The organism is Streptomyces sp. NPDC029151 (assembly GCF_055564315.1).
The window spans coordinates 346,314-373,264 of the sequence record NZ_JBVHWQ010000003.1; the positions used below are offsets into that span (position 1 = coordinate 346,314).

General features: G+C 72.0%; 23 protein-coding genes. 12 read left to right on the forward strand and 11 right to left on the reverse strand.

Annotated features, from left to right (window positions below):
* Positions 1-3 precede the first annotated feature (3 nt).
* Both ACZ4VF_RS14520 and ACZ4VF_RS14525 read right to left on the reverse strand, forming a co-directional pair.
* Positions 4-2,034 carry a PEP/pyruvate-binding domain-containing protein gene (locus tag ACZ4VF_RS14520; RefSeq protein ID WP_467926075.1) on the reverse strand — a complete coding sequence of 677 codons (2,031 nt, stop codon included), beginning with the start codon at positions 2,032-2,034 and terminating at the stop codon, positions 4-6.
* The gene (locus ACZ4VF_RS14525; protein WP_467926076.1) at positions 2,031-3,404 is read right to left on the reverse strand and encodes an ATP-grasp domain-containing protein; all 1,374 of its coding nucleotides are present in this window, start codon (positions 3,402-3,404) and stop codon (positions 2,031-2,033) included. The genes ACZ4VF_RS14520 and ACZ4VF_RS14525 overlap by 4 nt, the downstream gene beginning before the upstream one ends.
* 383 nt (positions 3,405-3,787) lie before the next feature.
* Between ACZ4VF_RS14525 and ACZ4VF_RS14530 the strand changes: the two genes are divergently transcribed.
* Positions 3,788-5,251: a PAS domain-containing protein gene (locus tag ACZ4VF_RS14530; protein WP_467926078.1), complete on the forward strand. Its 1,464-nt coding sequence runs from the start codon at positions 3,788-3,790 to the stop codon at positions 5,249-5,251.
* 189 nt (positions 5,252-5,440) lie between these two features.
* On the opposite strand, the gene ACZ4VF_RS14535 is transcribed toward ACZ4VF_RS14530, so the two are convergent.
* From ACZ4VF_RS14535 to ACZ4VF_RS14555, 5 genes are all read right to left on the reverse strand, one after another.
* Positions 5,441-6,610 (reverse strand): LLM class flavin-dependent oxidoreductase, encoded by a 1,170-nt coding sequence (locus ACZ4VF_RS14535; protein WP_467926079.1) that lies wholly within the window; start codon positions 6,608-6,610, stop codon positions 5,441-5,443.
* 53 nt (positions 6,611-6,663) lie between these two features.
* Complete coding sequence (locus ACZ4VF_RS14540) at positions 6,664-7,860, reverse strand: SfnB family sulfur acquisition oxidoreductase (protein ID WP_467926080.1); 1,197 nt, start codon at positions 7,858-7,860, stop codon at positions 6,664-6,666.
* Positions 7,857-8,414 carry an NADPH-dependent FMN reductase gene (ssuE, locus tag ACZ4VF_RS14545; RefSeq protein ID WP_467926082.1) on the reverse strand — a complete coding sequence of 186 codons (558 nt, stop codon included), beginning with the start codon at positions 8,412-8,414 and terminating at the stop codon, positions 7,857-7,859. Before ssuE ends, ACZ4VF_RS14540 begins: the two co-directional genes overlap by 4 nt.
* Before the next feature lie 41 nt (positions 8,415-8,455).
* On the reverse strand, positions 8,456-9,592 hold the full coding sequence (sfnG, locus tag ACZ4VF_RS14550) for a dimethylsulfone monooxygenase SfnG (RefSeq protein ID WP_467926083.1): 1,137 nt from the start codon (positions 9,590-9,592) through the stop codon (positions 8,456-8,458).
* Positions 9,593-9,773: 181 nt separating this feature from the next.
* Positions 9,774-9,854 (reverse strand): putative leader peptide, encoded by an 81-nt coding sequence (locus tag ACZ4VF_RS14555; RefSeq protein WP_351611030.1) that lies wholly within the window; start codon positions 9,852-9,854, stop codon positions 9,774-9,776.
* Positions 9,855-9,991: 137 nt separating this feature from the next.
* On the opposite strand from ACZ4VF_RS14555, the gene ACZ4VF_RS14560 reads away from it, so the two are divergent.
* The 11 genes from ACZ4VF_RS14560 to ACZ4VF_RS14610 all read left to right on the forward strand — a co-directional run bounded on the left by ACZ4VF_RS14560 (position 9,992) and on the right by ACZ4VF_RS14610 (position 21,161).
* A complete protein-coding gene (locus tag ACZ4VF_RS14560) occupies positions 9,992-10,933 on the forward strand; it encodes a LysR family transcriptional regulator (protein ID WP_467926084.1) in 942 nt (313 codons plus the stop codon).
* Positions 10,934-10,937: 4 nt separating this feature from the next.
* Positions 10,938-11,099: a hypothetical protein gene (locus ACZ4VF_RS14565; RefSeq protein WP_467926086.1), complete on the forward strand. Its 162-nt coding sequence runs from the start codon at positions 10,938-10,940 to the stop codon at positions 11,097-11,099.
* Between the two features lie 488 nt (positions 11,100-11,587).
* Positions 11,588-12,157, forward strand: a complete 570-nt coding sequence (locus ACZ4VF_RS14570) for a winged helix-turn-helix domain-containing protein (RefSeq protein WP_467926087.1) — start codon at positions 11,588-11,590, stop codon at positions 12,155-12,157.
* A gap of 13 nt (positions 12,158-12,170) precedes the next feature.
* Positions 12,171-13,400 carry an acyl-CoA dehydrogenase family protein gene (locus tag ACZ4VF_RS14575; RefSeq protein ID WP_467926088.1) on the forward strand — a complete coding sequence of 410 codons (1,230 nt, stop codon included), beginning with the start codon at positions 12,171-12,173 and terminating at the stop codon, positions 13,398-13,400.
* Between the two features lie 483 nt (positions 13,401-13,883).
* Positions 13,884-14,927, forward strand: coding sequence for an ABC transporter substrate-binding protein (locus tag ACZ4VF_RS14580; RefSeq protein WP_467926089.1), 1,044 nt, complete (start codon positions 13,884-13,886; stop codon positions 14,925-14,927).
* 4 nt (positions 14,928-14,931) lie between these two features.
* A complete protein-coding gene (locus ACZ4VF_RS14585; RefSeq protein WP_467926091.1) occupies positions 14,932-15,780 on the forward strand; it encodes an ABC transporter ATP-binding protein in 849 nt (282 codons plus the stop codon).
* Positions 15,777-16,745 carry an ABC transporter permease gene (locus tag ACZ4VF_RS14590; RefSeq protein WP_467926092.1) on the forward strand — a complete coding sequence of 323 codons (969 nt, stop codon included), beginning with the start codon at positions 15,777-15,779 and terminating at the stop codon, positions 16,743-16,745. Before ACZ4VF_RS14585 ends, ACZ4VF_RS14590 begins: the two co-directional genes overlap by 4 nt.
* A 111-nt stretch (positions 16,746-16,856) precedes the next feature.
* A complete protein-coding gene (locus tag ACZ4VF_RS14595; protein ID WP_467926093.1) occupies positions 16,857-18,221 on the forward strand; it encodes an LLM class flavin-dependent oxidoreductase in 1,365 nt (454 codons plus the stop codon).
* Positions 18,218-19,840 carry an FAD-dependent oxidoreductase gene (locus ACZ4VF_RS14600; protein ID WP_467926095.1) on the forward strand — a complete coding sequence of 541 codons (1,623 nt, stop codon included), beginning with the start codon at positions 18,218-18,220 and terminating at the stop codon, positions 19,838-19,840. The genes ACZ4VF_RS14595 and ACZ4VF_RS14600 overlap by 4 nt, the downstream gene beginning before the upstream one ends.
* Positions 19,837-20,205 (forward strand): 4Fe-4S dicluster domain-containing protein, encoded by a 369-nt coding sequence (locus ACZ4VF_RS14605; protein WP_467926096.1) that lies wholly within the window; start codon positions 19,837-19,839, stop codon positions 20,203-20,205. The genes ACZ4VF_RS14600 and ACZ4VF_RS14605 overlap by 4 nt, the downstream gene beginning before the upstream one ends.
* A gap of 56 nt (positions 20,206-20,261) precedes the next feature.
* A complete protein-coding gene (locus ACZ4VF_RS14610) occupies positions 20,262-21,161 on the forward strand; it encodes a TauD/TfdA dioxygenase family protein (protein WP_467926097.1) in 900 nt (299 codons plus the stop codon).
* Between the two features lie 139 nt (positions 21,162-21,300).
* Here ACZ4VF_RS14610 and ACZ4VF_RS14615 read toward each other — a convergent pair whose 3' ends face one another.
* The 4 genes from ACZ4VF_RS14615 to ACZ4VF_RS14630 all read right to left on the reverse strand — a co-directional run bounded on the left by ACZ4VF_RS14615 (position 21,301) and on the right by ACZ4VF_RS14630 (position 26,928).
* Positions 21,301-22,233: an L-tyrosine/L-tryptophan isonitrile synthase family protein gene (locus ACZ4VF_RS14615; RefSeq protein WP_467926099.1), complete on the reverse strand. Its 933-nt coding sequence runs from the start codon at positions 22,231-22,233 to the stop codon at positions 21,301-21,303.
* Between the two features lie 149 nt (positions 22,234-22,382).
* On the reverse strand, positions 22,383-23,657 hold the full coding sequence (locus ACZ4VF_RS14620) for a cytochrome P450 family protein (RefSeq protein WP_467926100.1): 1,275 nt from the start codon (positions 23,655-23,657) through the stop codon (positions 22,383-22,385).
* Positions 23,658-23,668: 11 nt separating this feature from the next.
* Positions 23,669-25,495 carry an asparagine synthase (glutamine-hydrolyzing) gene (asnB, locus tag ACZ4VF_RS14625; RefSeq protein ID WP_467926101.1) on the reverse strand — a complete coding sequence of 609 codons (1,827 nt, stop codon included), beginning with the start codon at positions 25,493-25,495 and terminating at the stop codon, positions 23,669-23,671.
* A 14-nt stretch (positions 25,496-25,509) separates the two neighbouring features.
* A complete protein-coding gene (locus ACZ4VF_RS14630) occupies positions 25,510-26,928 on the reverse strand; it encodes an MFS transporter (RefSeq protein WP_467926103.1) in 1,419 nt (472 codons plus the stop codon).
* Positions 26,929-26,951 lie beyond the last annotated feature (23 nt).

A 26,951-nucleotide genomic window follows, 5' to 3' on the forward strand; every position in this document is an offset into this window, starting at 1 on the left:
GGCTCACCGGGCGTAGGGGCGGATCTGGACCAGCCGGAAGTCCCCTTCGCCGGTCATCAGCCACTCGATGTCGAGGGCGTCGTCGGGGTCGTCGGCGCTGAAGTGGGACTGCAGCAGGCGTCCGGTGAGGGCCAGCCGGGCGAGCGCCGCGCGGGTGGGGGCGGGCAGGTCCTCGCCGGCGGTGCCGACGTCGAGCGTGCGCCCGCCGCCCTCGACGGTGTTGTACAGGTACTGCCCGGGCAGCACCGAGCCGTCCACGACGTGTTCGGGCGAGCCCGGGGCGCAGTTGACGTACACGTTGCGGAAGTCCTCGCGGCGGGTGGGGTTGCAGGTGACCAGGACACCGCCGAGGCTCGCGGGCAGGTACTCCTGGACGATCACGCCCATGTAGGTGTCGTCCAGGCAGATGCCGACCTGGTGGCGCAGGCGCACGCTGCGCGGTGACAGCAGGGACGCCCACACCTGCCGCACCGCGTCCATGAGTTGTTCCGCTCCCCGCACGGTGGTCACGGAGTCGTAGATACCGGCGGCGGAGAAGCCGGGCAGGTCCTCGGCGTTGGAGGAGGAGCGCACCACCATGCGGCGTCCGTCCGCGAGCAGCCGCGGCACGGCGGAGGTGATGGCGCGGGCCACGTCCGGGGGTACGGGCGTGGCCCGCACGAGCTGCTGGAGGTTCAGGCACAGGGGGTCGACGATGTCGAGCGCCCCGAGTTCCAGGGCCATCTTCAGTTTCCCGATGCCCTGTTGGAGGGCGGGTGAGGAGGTGAGGAACAGGTGGTGCAGGCGGAAGGGCAGCGCCACGCCCTCGGGGGCGCGGACGGTGTCCGCCACGTACTGGGCGGCGGCCGCCCGGAGGTGTTCGCGTGCACAGTCGCGCTCGCCGAGCCGGGCCGCCAGGTGGCCGAGAAGGTCGCGGCGCGGCGGTCGGGGCCGGGCGTGGAACGCCGTCAGGTCGGCGGTACGGCTGTCGAGGACGTGGTGCAGTTCCCCGAGGTTGGCCGCCTTGGTGCCGTAGCTCTCGCGGTCCGAGCGCCGCAGCCGGTGCAGGGCCAGGACCGGGGCTTCTTCGAGCAGGGGTGTGTCGACGCGGATGCGCTGCTGGTGCCAGGCGGGCTTGGTCAGCCGGGGCGGCGCGGCGAGCGGCTCCAGGGTGACGGCGTCCTCGCTCACCCGGTAGCGCACCCAGGTGCCGTCCAGGCCGCCCCGCCCGTCGAGGGCGTCCGGGTCGTCCAGGGCGTCGAGGTCGCGCACGATGGCGTTCGGGATGCCCCAGCCGGAGGCGAGCACGTTGGTGTGCGACAGCGGGGTGATGGGCGCGGTGTTGATGAAGCCGGCCACCCTGGGCACGTCGTCGGGCAGGCGGGGCATGGCGACGATGTCCGCCCAGCCGAGCTCGGAGGCGGCCGCCTCGTACGCGGCCGTCGTGCGGAAATGCCGCAGACGGCCCTCGGCCTGCCCGGGGTTGAGGCAGGTACGGGTCCGGTCGCCGAACAGCTTGTGGCTGAGGACGCGGGGGACGACCGTCTCGGGGATCGGGGCGAGTTCCCCTTCCTGCCCGTGGTTGGCCGGTTTCAGCAGGAGCGGGAGGCGTCCGTCCACGCGTCCGCGCACGTAGAGGTAGAACTCCTCCAGCAGGGCGCCGTGCATGGTGTCGGCCTCGGTGGTCTCCAGGACCAGGAAGGGGCACTCCGTGCCGTCCGCCGCCCGGTCGGTGTGCAGGGACAGCACGCCCAGCAGGAAGCGGCGGTCGGGGTCGGTGTACACGGAGGCGTTGAACGCGTCCAGGCGGGCGTCCAGTTCGTCCACCGTCATGCCGAGGATGCGGGTGGCGACGTAGTCGACGTGGAAGGGGTGGACGCGGGTGTCGAGGAGGTGCCAGGTGCAGACGTGCCGGTCGACCACGACCTTCAGGTAGGGGTGCCCGGCGAGCACACCGGACAGGGTGCGGAACAGGGGCAGGGTCAGGTTGGCGCCGACGACGGTGCGGTCTGCGCCCGTCCCGGCCGGGTGGGTGCGGTCCAGGGCGGAGGTCATGCCCGCGCTCCTTCCGTGGCGTGCAGGGGCAGGAGGTCCGGCAGGGCGTCCACGAGGGCACCGAGGTCGTGGACGACGGTCTGCGGCCGGTCCGCGGACAGCAGGCACAGCGCGGCCATGGTGTTGGCGCCCGCGGCCGGGTCGTAGACGGGGACGGGGGCGCCGTCCGGCAGCGAGCTGTCTTCCACGACGCGTAGCCTGCTGTGCGGTCCGACCGGGGCGGAGCGCACCACCGCGGTGGAGTCCCACAGGTGACGTCGCCGCCACGGCGCGCCCGCGCCGTCCACGGCGAGGACGACGAGGGAGCCGGCCGCGCTCCGGGCGTCCGCGGGGGTCAGCGCCCTGGCCGGCCAGTCGGGTGTGCCGCCGAGCAGCTGGTCGGTGAACAGGCCGACCAGGTCGAGTCCGAAGACCTCCTCGATCTGCGGCACGGTCATCGCGCCGCCGAAGCGCGCCGCCGTCTCGATCACCCACATCCGGCCGCCCGCCCCGAGCTTGATCTCCGTGTGGGTGCCGCAGTCCTCCAGGCCGAGCGCGTCCACGGCCCGCCGGGCCAGCGCCACGACCGCATCCTGTGCCTCGCCGGTGATGGCGGCCGGCGTGATGCCGGCCCGTTCGGTGAACGGCGCCACGGTCGGCATCCGGCCGCTCACGCAGACCGGCCGGAAGACGCCCTGCACGACGACTCCCTCGACGCTGACGTAGTCTCCCCAGCCCGGTCCCTCGAACCACTCCCCCGCGCAGCCGGTGACGATCTCCTCGACGAGGAAGTCCTCGTCGGCGCCGGCGACATGGAGCTCGGCGTATCCCAGGCGCGCCGACTCGGTCATCACCTCGTGGGAACGCGCCCACGCGGCCGGGGCGTCGGCGGGGGCCGCGATGATCTGGTGCGCGGTGGAACCGGCGCTCCAGGCCGCCTTCAGCAGCAGGGGGCACTCCAGCTCACGCGTGGCGTCTCGCAGCCGGTCCACCGTGGCGACGGGCCGGAAGCGGGGCTGGGGGATGCCCCGGCGTTCCCAGGCCGTGCGCATGAGCCGCTTGTCGCGGGCGAGGGCCGCGGCCGGGCCGGCCCCGCGCAGCCCGAGCCGGCGGGCGGCCTCGGCGACCGCGACGACCGCGTACTCCGAGAAGGTGACCACCGCGTCGGCGCCCACCTCTCGGGCCCGCGAGGTGATGGCCGTGACCAGGTCGTCCGCCCCCGCGTCTCCGGCGGCGACGGCCGAGGCACACCACGCCCGGGTGCGCGCCACGCTGCCGGCGGGCAGTTCGCTCAGTGCCAGCAGGTGCACCTCGGCCCTCGCGGCCACCCTGGGCAGGGCGTACCCGACCGGGGGACCACCCTTGGCATGCACGTACAGCACCTTCGCCACGGGACTTCAACTCCTTCTCTTGAGCGGCCTGTTCTGGTGTCACTTCAAACGCACGCACGCACGGCCGGGCGGCGCGGCGGCGAGTGCGAGGCGGCGGGGTTCCGGTGCGACGGCTCCGTCTCCGCGCCTGCCGTACGGGCCGCCGTACGGGCCCCCGTTACGGTCTGCCGTCCGTGTGCGCCGTGGGACGGTTCCCGTCCAGCGAAGCAGTCGGGTTTCCCGGCTCCCGCCGCTTTGAGCGCGGTCGTCTCAGGCACATGCCTGAGTGGACTGGCGGCCCGGATGCCACGCGGGCCGCGGGCGGCCGCATGACTCGGCATGTACGGGACACGCATGAGATGTCACACACCGTCACATCCGTACGTGATTCAAGGAGTTGGGCTGTGGACGAGGCCGATTTCAAGACGCTGCTCGCCCGTCTGCCGGTGTCCTGGTGGGAGACGGACGCCGACTCGGGCCGGGTCCGCAGCGGGGGCGGCGCCTTCACCGACGCACACACGGCACACCGTTTCCTGGAAGCCCTTTCCGCGGAGGCCGGGGATCCGCCGCCCGCCCGCTGGTGCGACGGCGCACGGCCCGGCGAGGGTGCCCGGCCCCGGCCCGGTGACGGCACACCGTCGGCTGACGGCACACCGGTGGGTGACGGCACACCGGTGGGTGACGGCACACCGGTGGGTGACGGCACACCGGTGGGTGACGGCACACCGGTGGGTGACGGCGCACCGGTGGGTGACGGCCCTCGCCGCACCCGGTTCGAAGGCCGCACCTTCGACGTCACCTGGTCGGTCCGGGGCGGCGACGCCCCGCGTCGTGCCAGCCGGGGCATGGCGGTGGAGGTGGGCGGCGGCGCGCCGGCGGGGGCCGGTGCCTACGCGTCGTTCGCCGACCTGAGCCCGGCGGCGATGTTCGTGCGCGACGCAGCCGGGCGCTACGTGTGGGCCAACCACGCCTACGCCCATCTGTACGGCACCACTCGCGACCGCATGGTCGGCCGTCACCTCGGCGAGTTCGACGCCCCGGACGACGCGGCCCGGTTCCTGGCGCTCGACGACGAGGTCCTCGCCGGCGGCCACCCCGTGCGCCACACGCTCACCTACCGGCGCCCGGACGGCTCGCCCGGCCACGCGGCGGGATACCGCTTCCCCGTGTCCTGGGGGGCCCTGCGCTGTGTGGCGGGCACCTATGTGGACGTCAGCGAGTACACCCACGCGCTGGACCGCAGGCGCCGGGCCGAGGAGGACCTACGTGCCCTGCGGGACCACAGCGGCCTGCCCTGCGTACGGCTGTCCGCGGACGGGGTGGTGGGTGAAGCGAGCCCCGCCGCAGCCGAGTTACTGCGTCTGCGGCTGCGCGACCTGGTGGGCTCTCCGGCCGACGGCTTCCTGGCGGAGACCCCGGAACGCGCCGCGCTGCACACCGTCTGGGGCGAACTGACCGGCGGGCGGCGCAGGAACGCGCAGTCCAGTGCCGTACTCGTCGACGGGGACCGGCGCCTGCGCCGCGTGTGGGTCCACCTCGGCGTCGTCGACCGCGCCCGGGGGCGGGACGCGGGCGTGTGGGCGGTCGTCACGCGGCTGGGCCTGAGCCACGAGCCGCATCCCGCGCTCACGCCGGCCCAGGTGCGGATACTCGCCCTGCTGGCCGCGGGCCACGACAACGCCGGTGTCGCCGCGGCACTGCGCCTGTCGCGGCAGACGGTCGACTACCACCTCGCCCGCCTCCGGCGTCTGCTGGGCGCCGCCACCCGTCCAGCGCTGGTGGCGCGCGCCTACGTGCTCGGCATCCTCTCCCCGCACTCCTGGCCGCCCCGCTCCATCACCGCGGCGCATCCGCTCAGTCCCGTCTGACCGGCTCATTCGGTCGGCGCTGTGACCTGCGGCTTTCTGCGACCTCACTCGCCTCCACCGCGATCCTCCCGCGACTGCCCAGGAGCGGGACGACGAAGTCGGCGAAGGAGCCAGGGGTGGTGACGCGGGCGAGGTCGAGGCCGCCGCACCTCGGCACCTCCGTGGGCGCGGGGCCGGTGTCGTCGGCGATCACACGGGGCGTCGCGCGCTCCCGGCACCGGCGAAGGGGACCTGGGCGGCCGGGGCCGCCTGCTGCCCGTACGGGTGCCGCCACAGACCCTGCGCCTGGAGCTTCGGCAGCACGCCCTCGCCCAGCCAGTACGCCTCCTCCAGATGCGGATACCCGGAGAAGACGAACTCCTCGATCCCCAGCGCGGCGTACTCCTTGATCCGTTCGGCGACCTCGGTGTGGCTGCCGACCAGGGCGGTCCCCGCCCCGCCCCGGACCAGACCGATGCCCGCCCACAGGTTGGGATGGATCTCCAGCCCGTCCCGGCTCCCACCCCCGTGCAGGGCCAGCATCCGCTGCTGTCCCTCCGACTCGCTGCGGGCAAGCCCGGCCTGGACCTGCCGCACGGTCTCCGCGTCGAAGCCCGCCAGCAGCCGCTCCGCCTCGGCCCAGGCCTGCTCGGAGGTGTCGCGGGTGATGACGTGCAACCGGATGCCGAAGCGAACGCTGCGGCCCTCCTTCGCGGCCAGCGCCCTGATCCAGGCGATCTTCTGCGCGACGGCGGCGGGCGGCTCACCCCAGGTGAGGTAGACGTCCACATGCCTGGCGGCGATTTCTCCGGCGATCCGCGAGGAGCCCCCGAAGTACACCTCGGGCACCGGGTCGGGCACCCGGGCGAGCCTCGCGTCCTCGACCCGGAGGTGCTCGCCGGCGAGGTCGACGGTCCTGCCCTCCCACAGCCCCCGGACGATCTCCAGGAACTCGCCGGTACGGCGGTACCGCGCGTCCTTGTCCAGGAAGTCCCCGTAGGCCCGCTGCTCGTGGCTCTCGCCGCCGGTCACGACGTTGAGCAGGAGCCGTCCGCCGGTCTGCCGCTGGAAGGTGGAGGCCATCTGCGCCGCGAGCGTCGGCGAGACGAAGCCGGGGCGGAAGGCGACGAGGAACTTCAGGCGCTCGGTGTTCTGGCTGACCATGGCGGTGGTCAGCCACGCGTCCTCGCACCACGCGCCGGTCGGGGTGAGCACCCCGGTGAAGCCGAGGTCCTCGGCGGCTCGGGCGATCTGGCTCAGGTAGGCGACCGTCGGCGGCCGGTCGCGCCCGGACTCTGTGGCGGGAGTGCCGTGGCCGCCGCCGACGACGTGGCGGCTGTCGCCGTTGGTGGGCAGGAACCAGTGGAAGGTGAGGGACACGTGGGGGCTCCGATCGGGGTTCGTCAGCGTTCGGCAGCGTTCGGCAGCGTTCTTCAGAGGAGGCCGTGCCGGGGCGGTCTGGTGCCGTTGAGCACGTAGCGGCCGATGTGCTGGACCTTCCAGCGGGCCGGGTCGTGCAGGGTGTGGGTGCGCGCGTCGCGCCAATGGCGGTGCAGGCCCAGGGAGTCGAGGGCCGAGCGGGTGCCGGAGACCTCGAAGAGGGCGCTCGCGACGTCCACGGCGGCCTCGGCCGCCGTCACTTTCGCGGTGGCCACCGCGATCGAGGCCTCGGCGGCCGAGTCGTCGGTCAGGTCGGCGCGGGCGTCGTCGACCGCGCGGGCGGCCTCGCGGAGCAACGCTGCGGCAGCCCGCTCCCTGATCGCCAGTTCGCCGAATCGCTGGATCAGCAGCGGATCCTCCGCGGCGGTCGCGTGCCCCTCGGCGGCGCTCTCGAACCAGGGGCGGCTCTTCGTACGCACGAACTCCACCGCCTCGCCCAGCGCCCCGGAGGCGATGCCGGCATCGATGGCCGCGTGCAGCAACTGGGCGATCGCGCCGTGGAGTTGGGGGCCCCGGAAGGTGAGGTGGTGCGGCACGGTCCGGTCGGCGGGCACGGGCACCGACTCCAGGCGGACGGTTCCGCTGGCGGTGGTGCGCTGTCCCATGCCGTCCCAGTCGTCCACGACCGTGACGCCGGGCGCGTCGCGCGGGACGTACGCCACGTGCAGGGTGTCGTCCTCCGTGCGGGCGAGGACGGGGATCCAGTGGGCGAACAGCGCGCCGGTGGAGTAGTGCTTGACGCCGTCGAGGACGTACGACCCGTCCGGGAGCCGGGCGAGGCGGGTGCGGATGTCCTGGACGTGCTGGGTGCCCGCCTCGGACTGGGCGTTGCCGAACCGCTTGCCGGCCAGTACCTCGCCGAAGAAGAACTCCTGCTGCTCGTCGGTGCCCTGCCGGCGCAGCACGTTGACGTACACGAAGTGGCTCTGCGGGATCTGGGCCAGGCTGGCGTCGGCGGCGGCCAGCAGTCGGAAGATCTCGGCGAGCGTGTCCGCACGGACGTCCGCGCCGCCGAACCGGGCGGGCACGGTCACGGCGAGCAGCCCGGAGGCGGACAGCCGCTCCAGCTCCGTGTGCGGGAGCCTGCGCCGTGCGTCCCGCTCGGCGGCGCCCTTGCGGAAGTCCGCGGCCAGCTCCGCGGCCACGGCAAGGGCCTCGGTGTCGTCCGCGATGACGTGCGCGGCGCTCATCCGGCGACCGCCAGCAGTGCCGTCCGCTCGCCCAGTGCGGCCGAGAACTGGTCCGTGACCTGGGCCAGGGCCTCGGCCGATCCGGGCGCGACGGTCAGTGTGCCGTCCTCCCCCACCGTGATGTCCTTGTCGAGCGTGAACCAGCCCGGCGTGATGTGCGCCGGGCCCATGGAGGACAGCACCGGGCGCAGGGCGTAGTCGATGGCCAGGACGTGGGCGGTGGTGCCGCCGGTGGCCAGCGGGAGGACCGTCTTGCCCGCCAGGGCGTACTGCGGGAGCAGGTCGAGCAGGGACTTCAGCAGTCCGGAGTAGGCGGCCTTGTAGACGGGGGTACCGATCACCACCCCGTCCGCCTGCTCGAACAGGGCCGTGGCCCGGACGATCGCCGGGTGAGCGAAGTCGGCCCCGAGCAGCGCCTCGGCAGGCAGGGTACGAACGTCCAGCGCGATCACCTCGTGCCCCTGCGCGACGAGCCGCTCGTCCAGGTGGCGCAGCAGCCGAGCGGTGCGGGAGGTGGCGGAGGGGCTTCCGGAGACGGACAGGACAGTGGCCATGGGAGGACCTTTCGGTTCGTCGTTTCGTGTGCGGGCCGCGGTCAGGCGTGGGCGGCGGCGGGCTCGGACGCGGCTTCTTGTGCCTCCAGTTCGCGCACCAGGGGCAGCACCCGCTTGCCGAAGTACTCGACCTCCTCCAGGTAGTGCAGGAAGCCGAGGAGGAAGAGGTCGACGCCGAGCCGCTTGTAGGCGACGATCCGTTCGGCGATCTGCTCGGGGGTGCCGATCAGGCCGGTGCGGAAGCCGTCGTTGTACTGGACGAGGTCCTCGAACGTCGAGTCCTGCCACATGCCCTTGCCGTCGCCGGTGGACGGACCGGCTTGCTGGACGGCGTCGCGGAAGCCGTGCACGGCCTGCTTGTCGGCCTTGGCGACGATCTCACGGAGCGTCTCGCGGGCTTCGGCCTCGGTGTCGCGGGCGATGAGGAAGCCGTTGAGGCCGAACTTCGGTGCGGTGCGGCCCGCCCGGGCGGCTGAGGCACGGACGTCATCGATCTGCTCGGTGACGCCGTCGAAGTCCTTGCCGTTGGAGAAGTACCAGTCGGAGACGCGGCCGGCCATGGCGCGCGCGGCGGTGGAGTTGCCGCCCTGGAAGATCTCCGGATGCGGACGCCCGGGGGTGTTCAGCGGCTTGGGCTTGAGGGAGAAGTCGCGCAACCGGTAGAAGTCGCCGGCGAGCTCGGCGTGGTCCTCGGTCCAGATCTTCCGCAGGGCGCGGATGAACTCCTCGGAGCGCCGGTAGCGTTCGTCGTGCTCCAGCCAGGGCTCGCCCAGCGCGGTGAACTCGCCCTTGAACCAGCCGCTGACGACATTGACGGCGAAGCGGCCGTTCGACAGGTGGTCGGCGGTGGCGCCGAGCTTGGCGAGGACGCCCGGGTGCCACAGGCCGGGGTGGACGGCCGCGATGACCTTCAGCCGCTGGGTGGCGAGCAGCAGGGCGAGGCTGAAGCTGGTGGACTCGTGCTGGTACTCGGCGCCGTAGCCGGCCATGTAGCGGACCTGGCTGAGCGCGTAGTCGAAGCCGTTGTTCTCGGCGAGGACGGCGAGGTCGCGGTTGTAGTCGTAGCCCCAGTCGGTGCGCTGCTCGACGGTGCTGGTGACCAGGCCACCGCTGACGTTCGGCACCCAGTAGGCGAAGCGGACGGGATCGGATCCGGGGTATGCGGGGGATGCGGGCACGGGAACTCCTGGCAGGAGAATGCTGCGCGGGCAGGACGAACGAGCTTCGCGGAATTCAGGCACGCGGGAGCGGGGTCTCAGGGGAAGCCGTCGTCACGACGGAGACGGAAATGAGCCGGGACCGGAATTCACGGAAGGGAGTCACAGAGGGAGCGGGTGGGAGGGTTTCCCTCGGGTGCGCTCAGACCCGACAGCGACAGAAGGCGCTGGAGACACGCGCAAGGTCGACGTGGAGTCGCCGCGTGAGGTCCTGTCGCTTCATGCCGTCGATCGAACCAGGAGCGAGTCCGGCCGGTCAAGAATGCCCGGATGTGATTCCACATGGTGAGAGTCGGTATTCACGAGGCTGTGACAGGGATTCCCTTGAACCAGGTCCCGGGAGGGCGCAGTCTCCTGTTCGTGCGTATCGAACAGCTGGAATACATCACTGCCGTCACACGGCTCGGTTCGCTGCGGCGCGCCGCCGAGGAACTGCACCTGTCCCAGCCGGCGCTCAGCGAGACCGTACGCAATCTGGAGCGCGAGCTCGGCGTGGACCTGTTGGAGCGCAAGCGGTCCGGGGCGAAGATCAGCGACGAGGGACGCGAGCTGCTGCCGCACATCATGAGCGTGCTCGACGCGGTCGACCGGCTGCGCGGCGCGGCCGGCGACCAGCACCGCATCAGCCGCATGGTCCGGCTCGGCACGGTGAACACGGCCACCGTGCCGCTGGTCATCCCGACCGTGCGTGAGTTCCGGGCCTCGCACCCGGTCACCCAGGTGGAGTTGGTCGGCGCGCAGCAGGCCGACATCCACCGTGGCCTGCTGGAGGGCGCCTTCGACCTGGGACTGGTGAACTACCTGCGGGGCGACGACGTTCCGCCCGGCTTCCAGACGACGGAGTTGCTCTGCGGCCGTCCGGTGGTGTGCGTGCGTCCGGACAGTCCGCTGGCGGCCCTGGATGCGGTGGACGCGGACAGTCTCCTGGCCGAGCCGCTGGTCGTGATGCGATCCGGCTATGTGATGCACCGCTTCGTGCACCGGCTGCTCCGCGGCCGGACTCCGTCCTTCTCGTACTCCACCGACGGCGCGGAGATGGGCAAGCTGATGGTGGCCGAGGGGCTGGGGGCCACGGTGCTGCCGGACTTCAGCGTCGTCGGCGACCCGCTGGAACGACGGGGCGCGATCACGGTGCGGCCGCTCGCGGGGGAAGCGACCGACGTACTGCTGGTACTGCAGCGCCGCCACTCCGGCTCCGTTCCGCGGGCGGTCCGCGACCTGCACGAGCTCTTCGTGCGCAACGCCCAGGCGTACGGGGCTTCCTGTCGACGGCTGACGGAGCGACGGCTGACGCAGGGATGATCCCGTGCGCATCGTCATGGGCGGCCTGCCCGGCTCCGGCAGGACCACGCTCGCCCGTCTCCTGGCGGTCCGGATCGGTGTGGGGAGCCGGAGCAAGGCGACGGGCGCCGACCTCTCCCGCCGCCTTCGGCCGGGAGCGGCCACGGCTCCCGGTGCGGGGGCGTGACCGCGCCGTCGGATTCGTACGGCCGGCCGACGAGTTGCGCGTCGAGCGCTCCTGCCCGCGTGGCTCCGCCCGCGTACTGCCGCCCACACCCTTGCGGAGGCTCCGAGTGCAGCCGGGCGCTCTCCGTGCCCGGCTGCCGAGGGCGACCAGTCCCGAGGCCCACCCGGGCGGTCGGCGGCGACCGGTGAGCCCACCCGCGATCTTGCGTTCTGCGTTCCCTGTATTTCCCATCGATTTACTAGGGAAGCATTGACGCCCCGCCCGGTGGGTGCGCAGGATGATGCACATGGCCCCCACGCAGCAGCGACTCGTTCGTCGTCGGCATGTCGACTTTGGTCACGTCGTCAGCGCCGCCTGCTGTCGCGTGTGAGGCACGCGGTCACACGTCGCGCGTGCCGTTCCGCTCCTTCTCCCTCATCCCTGGCCGTCGGGCGCGGGCCCACCCGCAGCGCCTGACGGCCCGACGTACCCCCTGAAGGACGACCGCCATGACCACGGCACTTCCAGCCCAGGCCACTCCGTCGAACGCGCCACTTCCCGACCTGCGCCATCTCCGCCTCGTCGGCGACACCACGCAGAGCGGCTCCGAGGAGGACGCTTCCACACCAGTCGTCGGCTACCTCGTGCTCATCCCCGAGGGCACCGACCCCGCCGAGCTCTTCGCCAAGGACGTGCCACGGCCGGAGATCCGACCGGTCGCCCTCACGGACCCGCCTGCCGTGCAGCAGCCGGAAGGCAGTGCCATCCGCGTCGATTCCACGCGGCGCGTCGCCGAGGTGGACGGGCGCGAACTCGACCTCACGTTCCTGGAGTTCGGGCTGCTGGCACATCTCGTGCGCCATCCGCACCAGGTGCATTCGCGTGAGCAGCTGATGGCCGGCATCTGGGGCTACGACCACATCGGCGACGGCCGCACCGTGGACGTCCACATCGCGCGCCTTCGCCGCAAGCTCGGCACAACGCACCGGCATCGGATCGTCACCGTACGACGCGTGGGCTACAGGTATGTGCCCGACCGGCAAGAGAGCCCCGACACCGCATCGTGCCGCCGACCTTGAGGAGACCACCACCATGGGCACTGCCACCGCGCCGTCCGGCCCCGCCTCGGATTCCGACCGGACCGGGCCCGGCCGCGCGCACTGGCTGCGCGTGGCCCGTGAGACGGCGGACGACCTGGCCACGGACGCGGTGGCCAGGGAGCAGGCAGGCAAGGCCCCGTTCGACGAGGTGTCACGGCTGCGCGAGTCGGGGCTGCTGACGCTCCTCATACCGGCAGAGCTCGAGGGAGGCGGCGCGGACTGGCCCACGGCCTACGCGGTCGTCCGGGAGATCGCCGCCGCCGACGGTGCGATCGGTCAACTGCTCGGCTTTCACTACTTCCTGTCGTGGAGCGCCCGGTTCTTCACCGAGCCCTCTGCCGCCGCTCGGATCGAGCGGCGGTCCGCGGCGGAGCAGTGGTGTTGGGGCGGTGGTCTCGCCCGCCAGGACCCGCCTCTGACGCTGACCAGGAGTGCCACCGGCTTCGTGCTCGACGGTCGGCAGAGCTACACGACCGGGGTCCTGGTCGCCGACCGCCTCGCCGTGCGGGCCGTACGGGCCGACACCGGTGAACCACTCGCCGTCGTCGTCGATCCCGCCCATCACGGGGTGGGGGTCGACGGCGACGCCGACACTTTCGGCCAGCGGCTCGCGGCCGGCGGGAGCCTGCGGTTCGACGGTGTACCGGTCGCCGCCGACGACGTGCTCGGCTCCCTGTCCGCGGACGAGGACGTCCTGTCGCCCCTGACCGCTCTGGCATCGCCGGTCAGGCGTCTCCTCTCCGTCCAACTCCGCCTCGGCATCGCCGAGGGAGTGCTCGCCGAGGCCCGTGACTACAGCAGGGCCGGCCACTCACCCTGGCACCCGGACTGGCCGGCCGGCTCCCCCCAGGACCCGCAGGTGCTCACCGCCTACGGAGAACTCACCGTCCTCACCCGCGCCGCGTCCGCGCTCACCGACCAAGCACAGGCAGCCGTGCACGACGGCCTCGTGCACGGTGAGGACATCACCTACGACGAGTACGCGGAGATCTCCGTCCTCGTGGCCATGGCCGAAGCCGCCGCCTCCAGGGCCGCACAGGAGTCCACCGCCCGCGCCCTCGACGTCGTCGGCACCCGCTCCGCGTCCTCGCGGCTGGGCTTCGACCGCTTCTGGCGCAATGCCCGGACGCACACCCTGTACGAGCCCGTCGCTCACCGGCTCCGCGATGTCGGCGACTATTTCCTCAACGGAGCACACCCTCCGTTCGTCCTGCCTGTCTGACCTCGCGAGTCCGCCGGGCTTTCCCCGGCGGACTCGGCGTGCTCGGCGATCCGCCGCACAACCCGGCACCCGGACGATTGTGAACGCCGCACTTCGCTCACATGTCGGCCGGTTCAGAATACGAGACGCCCACGCAGGCGACATTGACTTGGCCGGATTCCGCTGCAACTCTCTTGGCTGTGAGCAAGTCCGAGAACCTCGCCGCGCGCCTGCACGTCGATCTGCGACGTCAGGCCAGCGCCATCTGTGCCGTCGGCCGCTGAACGCACCGACGGGCGCCGCTCTCCCGCTCCGTTTTCACCATCGGCCACCACGACCGTTGTCGTCGTAGGCGGCTGATTTCTCGCAGGCATTCCCGGCGCGTCTCCTTTCCCTTTCGCCGTCCGCATTGTCTGCGCTCCCTTGCCGAGCACCCTCTCGGTCACGGCTTCCCCATGCCATCGATTCCGCCTCAGTCCCCATTCGCGTGAACAGGACCTCTCCATGGCCACTACGGCATCGACCCGACGCCAGTTCCTCTCCCTGCTCGGTCTTTCTGCGGTGGCCGTGAGCTGCGGCACGACCGCCGGAGCCGCTTCCGGCACGGGCCAGACCAAGACGCTCAGGTATCAGGGCTGGGCGGGTCAGGTGACCTTGCCCGAGCTGGCCGAGGATCTCGGCTATCTGGAGGACGTGAAGCTGAAGTGGGTCGGCAACACCATCAGCGGTCCGCAGGACATCCAGTCCGCGGCCACGGGTCAGGTCGACTTCGGCGGTGCGTTCAACGGCGCGGTCGTCAAACTCGCCGCGAACCACGCCCCCGTCAAGGCCGTCATCAGCTACTACGGATCCGACAAGTACGCCTACAACGGCTTCTTCGTCCTCAAGGACAGCCCGATCCGCTCGGCCCGGGACCTGCTCGGCAAGAAGGTCGGGATGAACACCCTCGGCGCCCACGCCGAGGCCATGCTCGACATCTACCTGCAGCGAGGCGGCCTGTCCCAGGCGGAGATCGGCAAGGTCGAACCCCTCGTGGTGCCTCCGGTGAACACCGAGCAGTCGCTGCGGCAGAAGCAGATCGACGTGGCCGTGCTCGGCGGCATTCTGCGTGACAAGGCACTGGCAACCGGGGGCATCCGCCCGCTGTTCACCGACTATCAACTGCTCGGCTCGTTCAGCGCAGGCACCTACGTGATGACGGACCGGTTCCTGAAGCAGAACCCCGACACGGCCCGCATCTTCGTCACCGGCGTGGGGCGTGCCATCGAGTGGTCCCGTTCCACTCCGCGCGAAGAGGTCATCGCCCGGATGACGGACATCGTGAAGAAGCGCGGCCGCAACGAGGACCCCGCACCCCTGAAGTACTGGCGCTCCTTCGGTGTCACCGAGAAGGCCGGCCTGATCACCGGCAAGGAACTCCAGCTGTGGGTCGACTGGCTGTCCGACCGCGGTGACATCAAGAAGGGCCAGGTCACGTTGTCGGACCTCTACACCAACGAGTTCAACGGCAACCGGAAGTCCTCCTCCGCGACCAAGAGCGGGAGCTGATCCCATGCCGGAATCCACCACGCAGTCCACGACGGCCAAGATCGTTTTCCAGGGCGTGCGGAAGGACTTCACCGTCAGGGACCGCAGGGGCGATCGGCAGGCCACCCGTTTCACCGCCCTCGACGGCATCGATCTGGAGATAGCGGTCGGCGAGTTCGTCGTCCTGGTCGGTCCCAGCGGCTGCGGGAAGTCGACTCTGCTGGAGCTGCTCGGCGGCCTCGCCCAGCCCACCGCCGGACGGATCCTGCTGGACGGCCGGCCCGTCAGCGGCCCGGGCCTGGACCGGGGCATCGTGTTCCAGCAGTACGCGCTGCTGCCGTGGCGCACGGCGCAGGGCAATGTCGAGTTCGGCCTGGAGGCCACAGGCGTCCCCCGGCGTCAACGCGCCGGACGCGCCCGTGAGTTCCTGGAGCTGGTCGGCTTGACCGGGTTCGAGGACCGCCATCCGCACGAGCTGTCCGGCGGGATGCGGCAGCGGGTGGCGATCGCCCGCAGCCTCGCCTACGACCCCGACGTCCTCCTGATGGACGAGCCGTTCGCCGCGCTGGACGCCCAGACCCGGGAGTCGCTGCAGGACGAACTGCTGCGCATCTGGCAGCGCACCGGCAAGACCGTCGTCTTCATCACCCACGGCATCGACGAGGCCGTCTACCTGGGGCAGCGCGTCGCCGTCATGACGTCCCGCCCGGGCCGCATCAAGCGGATCGTGCCCGTCGCCCTCGGCTCCCGCACGGCGACGGACGACCTCCGCTCCAGTCCCGAGTTCGCGCGGCACCGGCACGAGATCTGGTCGCTGCTGCACGACGAGGTGGCCAGGGCCCAGCAGTTGGAGAAGGAGGAGGCTTCCGTATGAGCCCCACGACCGGCACGGCCACCGAGAAGATCACGGCGCCGGACTCGGCGGACACCACCGAGCCCGCCCCGGCCGTTTCCCCCGCCACGTCCGCGGTGTCGGCCACATCCGCCGTGTCCGCACCCCATGACGCGTCGCCGTCGAGCGCGGGCCGGCTCCGCTCCACGGCGACCCGGTTCCGCCGGGCGGTCCGCCGACTGCCCTACCTGCTGGTCAAGGGGGCGACCAGGTCCGTTGCGATCGTGGCTCTGCTCCTGCTGTGGGAGACCGCACCGCGACTGGGTCTGGTCGACCGCACCTTCCTGCCTCCGTTCAGCGAGGTCGCCCAGGCCTGGTGGGGACTGGCCGCCGACGGTCAGCTCGCCGACAACACCCGCGCCAGCCTCGTGCGCTCGTTCAGCGGATTCGGTCTCGCCGTGGCCGTCGCCGTGCCGCTCGGCCTGCTGATCGGCTGGTACCGGCCGGTCGCCGACGTCCTCGGTCCGCTGCTGGAGGTGTTCCGCAACACCGCCGCCCTGGCCCTGCTGCCGGTGTTCGTCCTGCTGCTGGGCATCGGCGAGACCTCGAAGATCTCCATCGTGGTGTACGCGTGCACCTGGCCGATCCTGCTCAACACGATCAGCGCGGTCCGCAACGTCGACCCGACCTTGCTGAAGCTGGCGAAGTCGATGGATCTGTCCGCGCTCCGGCTGTTTCAGAAGGTCATCCTGCCGGCCTCGGTACCCGTGATGTTCACCGGCATCCGGCTGGCCGGAGCGGCGTCCATCCTGGTGCTGGTCGCCGCCGAGATGATCGGCGCCAAGGCGGGCCTCGGCTATCTGGTCAACGCCTCCCAGTTCAACTTCGCGATCCCGCAGATGTACGCGGGCATCATCACGATCTCCGCCATCGGCGTGATCTTCAACCAGCTCCTGGTGACCGTGGAACGGCGGCTCAGCTCCTGGCGCGTACCGGCCGGCGCCTGACCCGGCGGCCCGCCCGCCCACTGCCGCCCGGCCCCGTCGCGCCGCCCCGCCCGCCCTCCCGCCCGTGGATCTCACCGCCCCTGCGTCTCACCGCCCGATCCGAGGTACCCCATGACCGCGACCAGCACCCGACGCCTGCATCTCAACGCCTTCCTGATGAACGCCGGCCACCACGACGCCGCCTGGCGCCACCCGCGTACCGAGCCCGAACGGGTCACCGATCTCCGCTATTTCCAGCAGCTCGCGCAGACCGCCGAGCGGGGCCTGCTCGACTCCGTCTTCCTCGCCGACGGCCTCGCCCTGTGGGGCAAGGTCCGGCACAACGCGCTCGGCGGCTTCGAACCGCTCACCCTGTTGTCGGCCCTGGCGGCGGTCACCGAGCGCGTCGGCCTGATCGCCACCGTCTCCACCACCTTCAACGAGCCCTTCCACACGGCCCGCAAGTTCGCCTCCCTGGACCACATCAGCGGTGGCCGGGCGGGCTGGAACATCGTCACCTCCGGCACCGTGAACGAGGCCCGCAACTTCGGGCAGGACGAGCACCTGGAGCACCGGCTGCGCTACGAGCGGGCACGGGAGTTCGTCGAGGTCGCCACCAAGCTGTGGGACAGCTGGGAGGACGACGCGATCCTGCTCGACCGTGAGCGCGGCGTGTACGCCGACACCGACAAGGTGCGGGAGATCAACCACCGCGGCGAGCACTTCGCCGTGCAGGGCCCCCTGAACGTACCGCGCAGCCCGCAGGGTTACCCGCTGCTGGTGCAGGCCGGCTCGTCGGAGGACGGCAAGGACTTCGCCGCCCGGTACGCCGAGGCCGTCTTCACCGCCCAGCAGACCCTCGCCGAGGGCCAGGCCTTCTACAAGGACCTCAAGTCGCGGCTCGCCGCCTACGGCCGTACCGAGGACGAGTTGCTGGTGCTTCCCGGCATCGCCCCCGTCATCGGCTCGACGGAAGCGGAAGCCCGCGCGCTGGAACAGGAGCTGACGGATCTCCAGGTGCCCGAGTACGGGCTCGCCCAGCTGTCCGGGATGCTCGGCACCGACCTGACCGGGCTGCCGCTGGACGGCCCGCTGCCCGAGCTGCCCGAGGAACGGGACATCAACGGCAACAAGAGCCGTTTCACGCTCGTCGCCGAACTCGCCCGCCGTGACGGCCTCACCCTGCGCGAGCTCATCGCCCGGCTCGGCGCCGGCCGCGGTCACCGGGTGTTCGCCGGCACCCCCGAGCAGATAGCCGACCAGCTCCAGGAGTGGTTCACCCAGGGTGCCGCCGACGGCTTCAACATCATGCCGCCCCATCTGCCGGGCGGCCTGGAGGACTTCGTCGACCATGTCGTGCCGATCCTGCAACGGCGCGGCCTGTTCCGCACCGAGTACACCGGCCGCACCCTGCGCGCGCACTACGGCCTGGCCCGCCCCGCCAACCGGCTGACCGCGACCACCGTGACGGCCGCGGCGGAAGGGCGGCCCGCATGACCGGCCTCGACCTCACCACGGACGTCCTGGTGGTCGGCGGCGGCCCCGCGGCCACCTGGGCCGCGCTCAAGGCGGCCCAGGACGGAGCGGACGTCGTCGTCGCCGACAAGGGCTACTGCGGCACCAGCGGCGCCACCGCCTCCGCCGGAACCGGCGTCTGGTACGTCCCCCCGGAGCCCGCCGCGCGGGAGGCCGCCATGGCGAGCCGGGAGGCACTGGGCGGGTTCCTGGCCGACCGGCGCTGGATGACCCGGGTCCTGGACCAGACGTACGCGGGCATGAACGAGCTGGCAGCGGCCGGACGCTACCCCTTCCCCACCGGGCCGGACGGAAGGCAGCTCAGAAACGGGCTGCAGGGACCGGAGTACATGCGCAGGATGCGCATCCGCGTCCAGCGCGCCGGAGCCCGCATCCTCGACCACAGCCCGGTCACCGAACTGCTCACCGACCCCTCCGGAGCGGTCGCCGGAGCCAGGGGCCACCGGCGCCAGGCCGGTCAGCCCTACCGGGTGCGCGCCGGGGCGGTCGTCCTGGCCACCGGCGGCTGCGCCTTCCTCAGCGGCGCGCTCGGCTGCAACGTCAACACCGGGGACGGCGCCCTGTTCGCCGCCGAGGCGGGCGCGGAGCTGTCCGGGATGGAGTTCTCCAACGCGTACGGCATCGCGCCCGAGGGCACCTCCGTCACCAAGACCGCGTTCTACTCCTTCGCGACCTTCTACCACCAGGACGGCACGGTCCTGGAGGGTGCGGCCAGCCAGGGCGGCCGGTCCGTGATCGCGGAGGCGCTGCTCGGTGAGAAGGTGTACTGCCGCCTCGACCGGGCGGACGCGGCGGCCCGCGAGGCGATGCGGCTGGCCCAGCCCAACTTCTTCCTCACCTTCGACCGGCTCGGCATCGACCCCTTCACCCAGCGCTTCGCCGTCACGCTCCTCGCCGAGGGCACCGTGCGCGGCACCGGCGGCATCCGCGTCACCGGCGACGACTGCTCCACCACCGTCCCCGGACTGTACGCGGCCGGGGACGCGGCGACCCGTGAGCCGATCTGCGGCGGCTTCACCGGCGGCGGCAGCCACAACGCCGCCTGGGCCATCGCCTCCGGCACCTGGGCCGGCCGGGGTGCGGCCCGCCATGCCCGCTCACTCGGCGTCCGCGCCGGTACGAGGCGCCTGGTGGCCGCGGGCGGAGCCGGGCTCCGGCCCACCGGCACCCCAGGCTCCGCCGACGGCTTCCGGGACGTCATCGCCGCGGTTCAGGGCGAGGTGCTGCCGTACGAGAAGAACTACCTGCGCCGAGGCGACCGGCTCACTGCCTCGCTGGAGGTGCTCGACAGCGTGTGGGAGGACTCGCGCGCCTCCCTGCACGCCGGCGGCACGGACACCGTACGGGCCCGGCAGGCCGCGGCGATGGCGGCGCACGCCCGCTGGATGTACGCCTCGGCGCTTGCGCGCACGGAGACCCGGGGCATGGCCAAGCGGCTCGACTTCCCCGCGCAGGACCCCGGACAGCACCACCGCATCGTCACGGGCGGCCTCGACCGGGTGTGGACCCGCACCGAACCGCTGACGACCGCCCCGCCGGCATCGGCGACACCAGCCGCACCCCTGGAGGTGGCCTCGTGATCGAACTGGTCTCGGCGGAACGTTGCGTCACCTGCGACAAGTGCATCAAGGTCTGCCCGACCAACGTCTTCGACCGCGGCGAGGACGGCATCCCCGTGCTCGCCCGCCGCGACGACTGCCAGACCTGCTTCCAGTGCGAGGCCAACTGCCCGGCCGACGCACTGTACGTCGCGCCCGTGACCCACCCGCTGCCCGACGGCTCCACCGCCCGCGACGAGGAGCACCTGGACCGTACCGGCCTGCTCGGCAGTTACCGCCGGCAGATCGGCTGGGGACGAGGCCGCACACCCGGCGCACTGCGGGCCGTCGGCCCTCCCCTCGGACCACCGGGGTCCAAGGGACCGTCCCTGCCCATCACCTCCTGACGGCCTCCCGGCCCATCACCTCCCCGCTGATCACCTCCTGAAGGGAACCCCCGCACATGAGCACCGGCATCGGCTTCGACATCCGCAGGATCGGCGGCCGTATCGGCGCCGAGATCCTCGGCGTGGACCTCTCCACCGACCTCGACCCCGCCGTCGTCACCGAGATCAACTCCGCCCTCCTGGAACACAAGGCCTTCGTCTTCCGCGGCCAGAACCTCGACGACGCCGGCCAGCTCCGCTTCGCCTCCCTCTTCGGCGAACTCACCACCGCGCACCCCACCGTCCCCTCCGTCGAGGGCCGGCCCCACATCCTGCCCGTCGACGGCGACGAGGGCATCCGTGCCAACCACTGGCACACCGACGTCACCTTCGTCCGTACGCCGCCGAAGGCGTCCACGCTGCGCGGCATCGTGATCCCGCCGTACGGCGGAAACACCCTCATCGCCAACGCGGCCGCCGCCTACCGGGACCTGCCCCAGCCACTGCGGGACCTCGCCGACACGCTCTGGGCCGTACACACCAACGACTACGACTACGCCGCCCCGAAGAACGAGAAGGCGGCCGAGCACCGCAAGCGGTTCGTCTCCCGGAAGTACCGCACGGCCCACCCCGTCGTCCGCGTCCACCCCGAGACCGGGGAGCGCGGGCTGTTCATCGGCGGTTTCGCCCAGAGCATCGTCGGCCTCGGCCCGTCCGACTCCCGCGACCTGCTGCGCATCTTCCAGTCGTACGTCACCCGCCCCGAGAACATCGTGCGGGTGGTCTGGACGCCGGGCGACCTCGTCCTCTTCGACAACCGCATCACGCAGCACTACGCCCCCGACGACTACGGCGACCTGCCGCGCCTGCTGCACCGGGTGACCGTCGCGGGCGACGTCCCCGCCGGTGTCGACGGCACCCTCAGCCACGTCATCGAGGGCGACGACGCCGCCCACTACACCCCCGCCACGGCCTGACCCCCACGGGCCGCCGGGCAGGGACACTCCGCCACCTGCCCGGCGGCCCGCCCGCAAGGGACACCGACCGAAGCCGTACGGGATGACGCGCACCTGCGGATGGCCCTGGACGAACCCCTGACACGCCGAGCCGCATCACCTAGCTCTGTTCGAAGTGGCTGTCCCTGCCGCCCCACTGCACCAGTCGCCCCATCTTGGCGGCTTCGGCCCGCGGCATGAGGGTCCAGCTGCCGTCGGTGCGGTGCAGGGCGGCGGAGTGCCAGGGAGTGGTCCACGCGTCCGGGGCGTCGAGGAGGCGGATGCCGAATTTCGGGGCGCCGATGGGCTGGGGATGGATGGAGAGGCGTACCGCGCGGGGGTGGTGTTCGGCGATCAGGGTGCCCCAGGCGCGGCTGCGCTGGATGACGCCGTAGGCCCGTTGTCTGCACGCGCGTTGGAGGGCGGAGCGGGTGCCGGTCCAGTGGGCGGTGTCCTCGACGAGGAAGCGGGTGATGCCCCGGTAGAGGGCGAGAGCCTGGTCGTCGGCGCGGGTCTCGGCGCGGAGGACCTCCAGGGTGGGGGCGTAGCGCTCGTGGACGCGGGTGCGTTTCGTGTCGTGCGGGAGGTCGCCGAGGACGTCGCGCAGGTCGAAGACGGACAGTCTGTGCAGGCCCATCCGGCTGATCTGTGTGCGCAGGTCGTCGGCGTAGGCGTCGATGTGGTCGTCGGGGACTCCTATGAGGTCGCCGAAGACGTGGCCGTCGGAGCAGATGATCACGCGGGCGCCGGGTGGGTGGATCCGCTCGATCCGGGTGCACAGGGTGTTCAGGAAGGTCAGGGAGAGGCGTTCGCCCTGGTCGGGAAGGTGGCTGAGGACCTTGGCGGGGTTGGGGGACTTGCAGGGGAAGCCGGGCAGGGTGAAGACGACGGGGGCGCCGTCGCGTACGAAGGCGGAGATGCGGCGCAGTTGGTGCGGGAACGCTTCCACGGGAGCGGGGACGGGGTCGGTCGTGCGGTGGTGGGGCAGGAGCAGATCGAGGATCCCGGTGGCGATGCTCGTGGGCAGGGTGTCCGGTGCGGTCGGCAGCGGCATGTCGTTCCTCCTGGCGTAGGGGGCGTACGAGGGCACGTCGACATGGCGCCGTGGCGGGAGGGGAAGCCAGGCGCCTGGGGTCGGTGGGCGTGGGTCGGCCGGGACCGGGCCGGCTGGTGTGGCCGGACCCGGTCAGCGGTACGTCGGTGTCAGAGGCGGCGGTCGTAGCCGACGGGAAGGTGGTTCGTGCCGCGGCCGAGGACGGCCGGGATCCACTCGATGTCCTCGTCCGCGATGGTCGGATGCAGGCCGGGCAGGCGGGCGAGCAGGGTGCCGAGGGCGATCTGGAGTTCGGCGCGGGCGAGGGCGGCACCCGGGCAGAAGTGGATGCCGTGGCCGAAGGCGAGGTGCGGGTTGGGCGAGCGGTCGAAGTCCAGGACGTCGGGGGCGGGGAAGCGGCGCGGGTCGCGGTTGGCCGCGCACAGGGAGACGATCACCGAGTCGCCGGCCGGGATCTCCGTGCCGTGCAGGTCGCTGTCCTTGTCGAAGAAGCGCCAGGTGGTGAGCTCGAAGGCGCTGTCGTAGCGGAGGAGTTCCTCGACGGCGCGGGGCAGCAGGTCCGGGTCGTCGCGCAGGCGGGCGAGCTGGTCGGGGTTGCGGAACAGGGCGATCAGGGCGGTGGTGATCTGGTTGGTGACCGGTTCCTGGCCCGCGACGAGGAGCTGGAAGATCATGGAGTCCAGTTCCGCCTGGGACAGTTCACCGCGGTCGCGGGCCACCACGAGGCGGCTGAGCAGGTCGTCGCCCCCGTGGTCGCGTTTGTGGGCGACGACGTCGGCGATGTAGCTCTGGAGCCCGTGCAGGCGGGCCTCGTAGAGGGGGCGTCCGGGGTCGGTGGGGCCGACCGGCTGGACGACCTTGCCCCAGTCGCGGTCGAAGCGGGCCGCCAGCTGCTGCGGAAGGCCGATGACCTCGGCGAGGACCAGGAAGGGGAAGCGGGCGGCGAAGCCGGTGACGAGGTCCGCGGGGCCGTGCTCCGGCAGTGCGTCGACGAGGGCGTCGGCCAGTTCCCGGAAGCGCGGGCGGAGCTGCTCGACGCGGCGCGGGGTGAAGGCGTCCGTCACGAAGCGGCGCATCCGGGTGTGCTCGGGCGGGTCCTGGTGCAGGAGGTGGACCTGGAGCTCGGAGTGCTGCGGCTCGGGCATGATCGAGGCGCGGGCGCGCCAGCGGTCGTTGCCGCGGTCGTGGTTCTTGCCCAGGCGGCCGTCGTTCAGCGCGGCGTGGGCGGCGTCGTAGCCGGTGACGAGCCAGGCTTGGACGCCGCTGGGGAAGAGGACGCGGTGGACGGGGCCGGCGTCGCGCATCTGCTCGTACAGGGGGTAGGGGTCGGCCTTGTAGGGACATCCCGTCAGGGGGACCGGGTCGGGCAGAGGCTCGGGACCGGCCTTGGGCTCGACGGCCCGAAGGGGTTCCTGGATGGTCATGCCGGGGCTCCTCAGAGGGCGAGTTCGGGCTGGTAGTGGTCCAGCCACAGAGCGAGGTCGACGACGCGTTCGAGACGCAGGCGGTGGCCCCACTCCAGCCGGTCGGGCGGGGTGTCCAGGCACGGTTTGACGCGGGTCTCGTCGGCGAGCGCACGCACCTGGTCGACGGAGAGCGCGTCGCGGGCCATGTTCTGCAGTCCGCGGTTGTAGTCGGGGTGGTGGGTGGCCGGGTAGTGGTTCTTCGGGCGGTGCAGCACCGACTCCGGAGCGAGGCCGGAACCCGTCGCCCGCAGCAGGCTCTTCTCCCGGCCGTCGAAGCTCTTCAGCGACCAGGGTGCGGTGAAGGCGTACTCGACCAGGCGGTGGTCGCAGTACGGCACACGCACCTCCAGACCCTGCGCCATGCTGAGGCGGTCCTTGCGGTGCAGGAGCTGGCGCAGCCAGCGGGTGAGGGACAGGTGCTGCATCTCGCGCTGCCGGTGCTCGGTGGGGGTTTCACCGTCCAGGTGCGGAACGGCGGCCAGGGCGGACCGGTAGGTGTCGTCGCGGAACTCGCGGATGCGGAGATCCAGTTCCGGGCTCAAGGGCATGGCGGCCTCGTCGCCGGTCACCAGCAGCCACGGGAAGGTCTTGGCGGCCAGCGCCCTCGGGGTGTGGAACCAGGGATAGCCGCCGAAGACCTCGTCGGCCGCTTCGCCGGAGAGGGCGACGGTGGAGTGCCGGCGGATCTCGCCGAAGAGGAGGTACAGCGAGGTGTCCATGTCACCGACACCGATGGGTGAGTCGCGGGCCACGACGACTGCCTTGCGGTGCTCGGGGTCGAGCAGGGCGCGCGGGTCGAGGATGACGGTGCTGTGGTCGGTGCCGATGAAGGCGCCGGCCTCGGTGGCGTAGGGGGTGTCGTGGCCGGTGCGCAGGACGTCGCCGGTGAAGTGTTCGGCCTGGTCGCTGTAGTCGACGGCGTAGGAGCGGATGCGGGCGTCGGGGCCTTCGCGAAGGCGGAGTTCGTCGGCGAGCAGGGCGGTCAGGACGGTGGAGTCGATGCCTCCGGAGAGCAGGCTGCACAGGGGGACGTCGGCCTCCAGCTGGTCGCGGGCGGCGCTTCCGACCAGCTCACGGATCCGGTCCACGGTCGTGGCCTGGTCGTCCTCGTGGGCCCCGGCCTCCAGCCGCCAGTAGCGGCGTTCCCGGATGCCGTCACGGTCCAGGACCAGCAGGCCCCCGGGCTCGACCTCCCGTACCCCGGACCACACCGTCGGCCCGGTGTTGAACAGCAGGCTGTACGCCTCCCGCAGCCCGTCGGCATCCACCCGGGGGCGTATCTCCGGGTGGGCGAAGAGGGCCTTGGGCTCGGAGGCGAAGGCGAGGCCGCCGTCGACGGCCGCCCAGAACAGCGGCTTGACGCCGAGCCGGTCCCGGACCAGCAGCAGCCGCTGGGCGCGCTCGTCCCAGACGGCGAAGGCGAACATGCCCTCGAGGCGGTCGGCCATGTCCACGCCCCACTCGGCGTACGCCCGCAGCACCACTTCGGTGTCGCTGCGGGTACGGAACGTATGGCCCCGGCTTCGCAGTTCCGCGCGCAGGGCGCGGTGGTTGTAGACCTCGCCGCTGTAGGTGAGCACGGTGGTCGGCCGATCAGGGCGGTCGGTCATCGGCTGTACGCCGCCTTCGAGGTCGATGACGGCCAGGCGCCGGTGGCCGATCGCGGCCCGTTCGCCGAGCCAGACGCCACCGGCGTCGGGGCCGCGGGGGGTGAGGGTGGCGGTCATGGCCTCGATGACCGCGGCCCGGGAGCGGGCGTCCTGGTGGTACGACACCCAGCCGGTGATTCCGCACATGGAAGACTCCTCGGTCAGTGGTGGTCGGCGGCGGGAGCCGCGTCGGTGGACGTCTCGTGCACGAGCGCCGTCGGCCTGCGTCCTCGCAGGGCGAGCAGGGGTACGGCGATGCAGGCGGCGGCTGCCGCCAGGGTCAGCCCGGCGGTCACGCCGTCATCGCCCCCGGCCAGTCCCCAGGCGGCGGTGGCCAGCGCCGGCCCGAGGGTGAAGCCGAGGCTGCGGGCCAGCTGTACGGAGGAACCCACGGTCGCCGTGCGGTCCGGTGGGGCGGCGCCCATGACGAGGGCCTGGGTGGGGCCGCCGTTCAGGCCCATGCCGAGGCCGGCCAGCGCCAGCCGCCAGGCGACGTCCACCGGCGACCAGTCACCTTCCAGCGGAGCGAGGAGGAGCAGACCGGCGGCGGTGACGGCGGCACCGGTGACCGCCACTGGCCGAGCCCCCCACCGGTCGGCGAGGCGTCCGCCGGCCGGTCCGGCCAGCCCCATGCCGAGCGGGAAGGCGAGCATGGTCAGACCGGTCGTGGTGGCGCTGACGCCGTTGTCGCGCTGGAGGTGCAGGGCGACGACGTAGTGCATCGACGCGAAACCGGCCGCCAACGCCAGCACCGCCGTATGCGCCCGGAACAGCCCTGTCGTCCGCAGTGCGCCGACGACCGGCCGGCCGCCCGGTCCCCGCAGCCACCACCACAACGGCGGTAGGGCGGCGAGCGCGAACACCAGCCGGCCCGGGTTTCTGGATGCCAGGGTCAGCGTCAGCAGCAGGGCGGCCACGCCGGAGCCCACCAGCAGCGCATCCGCCGCCGACCGCCGGTCGGGCAGGCGCAGGCCCCCGTCCTTCGGCATCGCCCTCCAGGCCACGATCAGGGCGAGCAGGCAGAACGGGATCTTGACCAGGAATACGGCGCGCCAGCCCAGGTGGTCCAGCAGCGGTCCGCCCACCGCCGGGCCGGTCACGGCGCCCAGCGGGCCCAGCGTCGCGGGCACACTCATGGCTCGCCCGCGCAGTTCCGGACGTACCGAGCGCAGGGCGAGAACCGGCATCAGGACGAAGAGCACGGCACCGAACGCGCCCTGCGCGAGGCGGGCGGCGATCAGCCAGGACGCCCAGGGTGCGGCGGCCGCCAGCACGCTGCACAGGGCGAAGCCCTCGGTCGCGACCAGCAGGGCGGAGCGCGTCCCGAGCCCGTCCAGCCACCGTCCGACAGGCAACAGCAGGGCGGTCACGGGCAGTTGATAACCCAGGACCGCCCACTGGGCGGTGGCGGCGGAGACGTGCAGACCGTCGGCGATGTCCGCCAGCGCCACATTGACGATGTTCATGTCGAGCATCGCCACGAACGACAGCAGGCCGGCCACTGCGACGAGCAGCCAGCGGTCCTCGCCGCCGACGGGTATGCGGCCGGGCTGTTGTGAACCGGGACTGTGGCCTGTCACCGTTGCCGCCCCTCTTGGTCGTG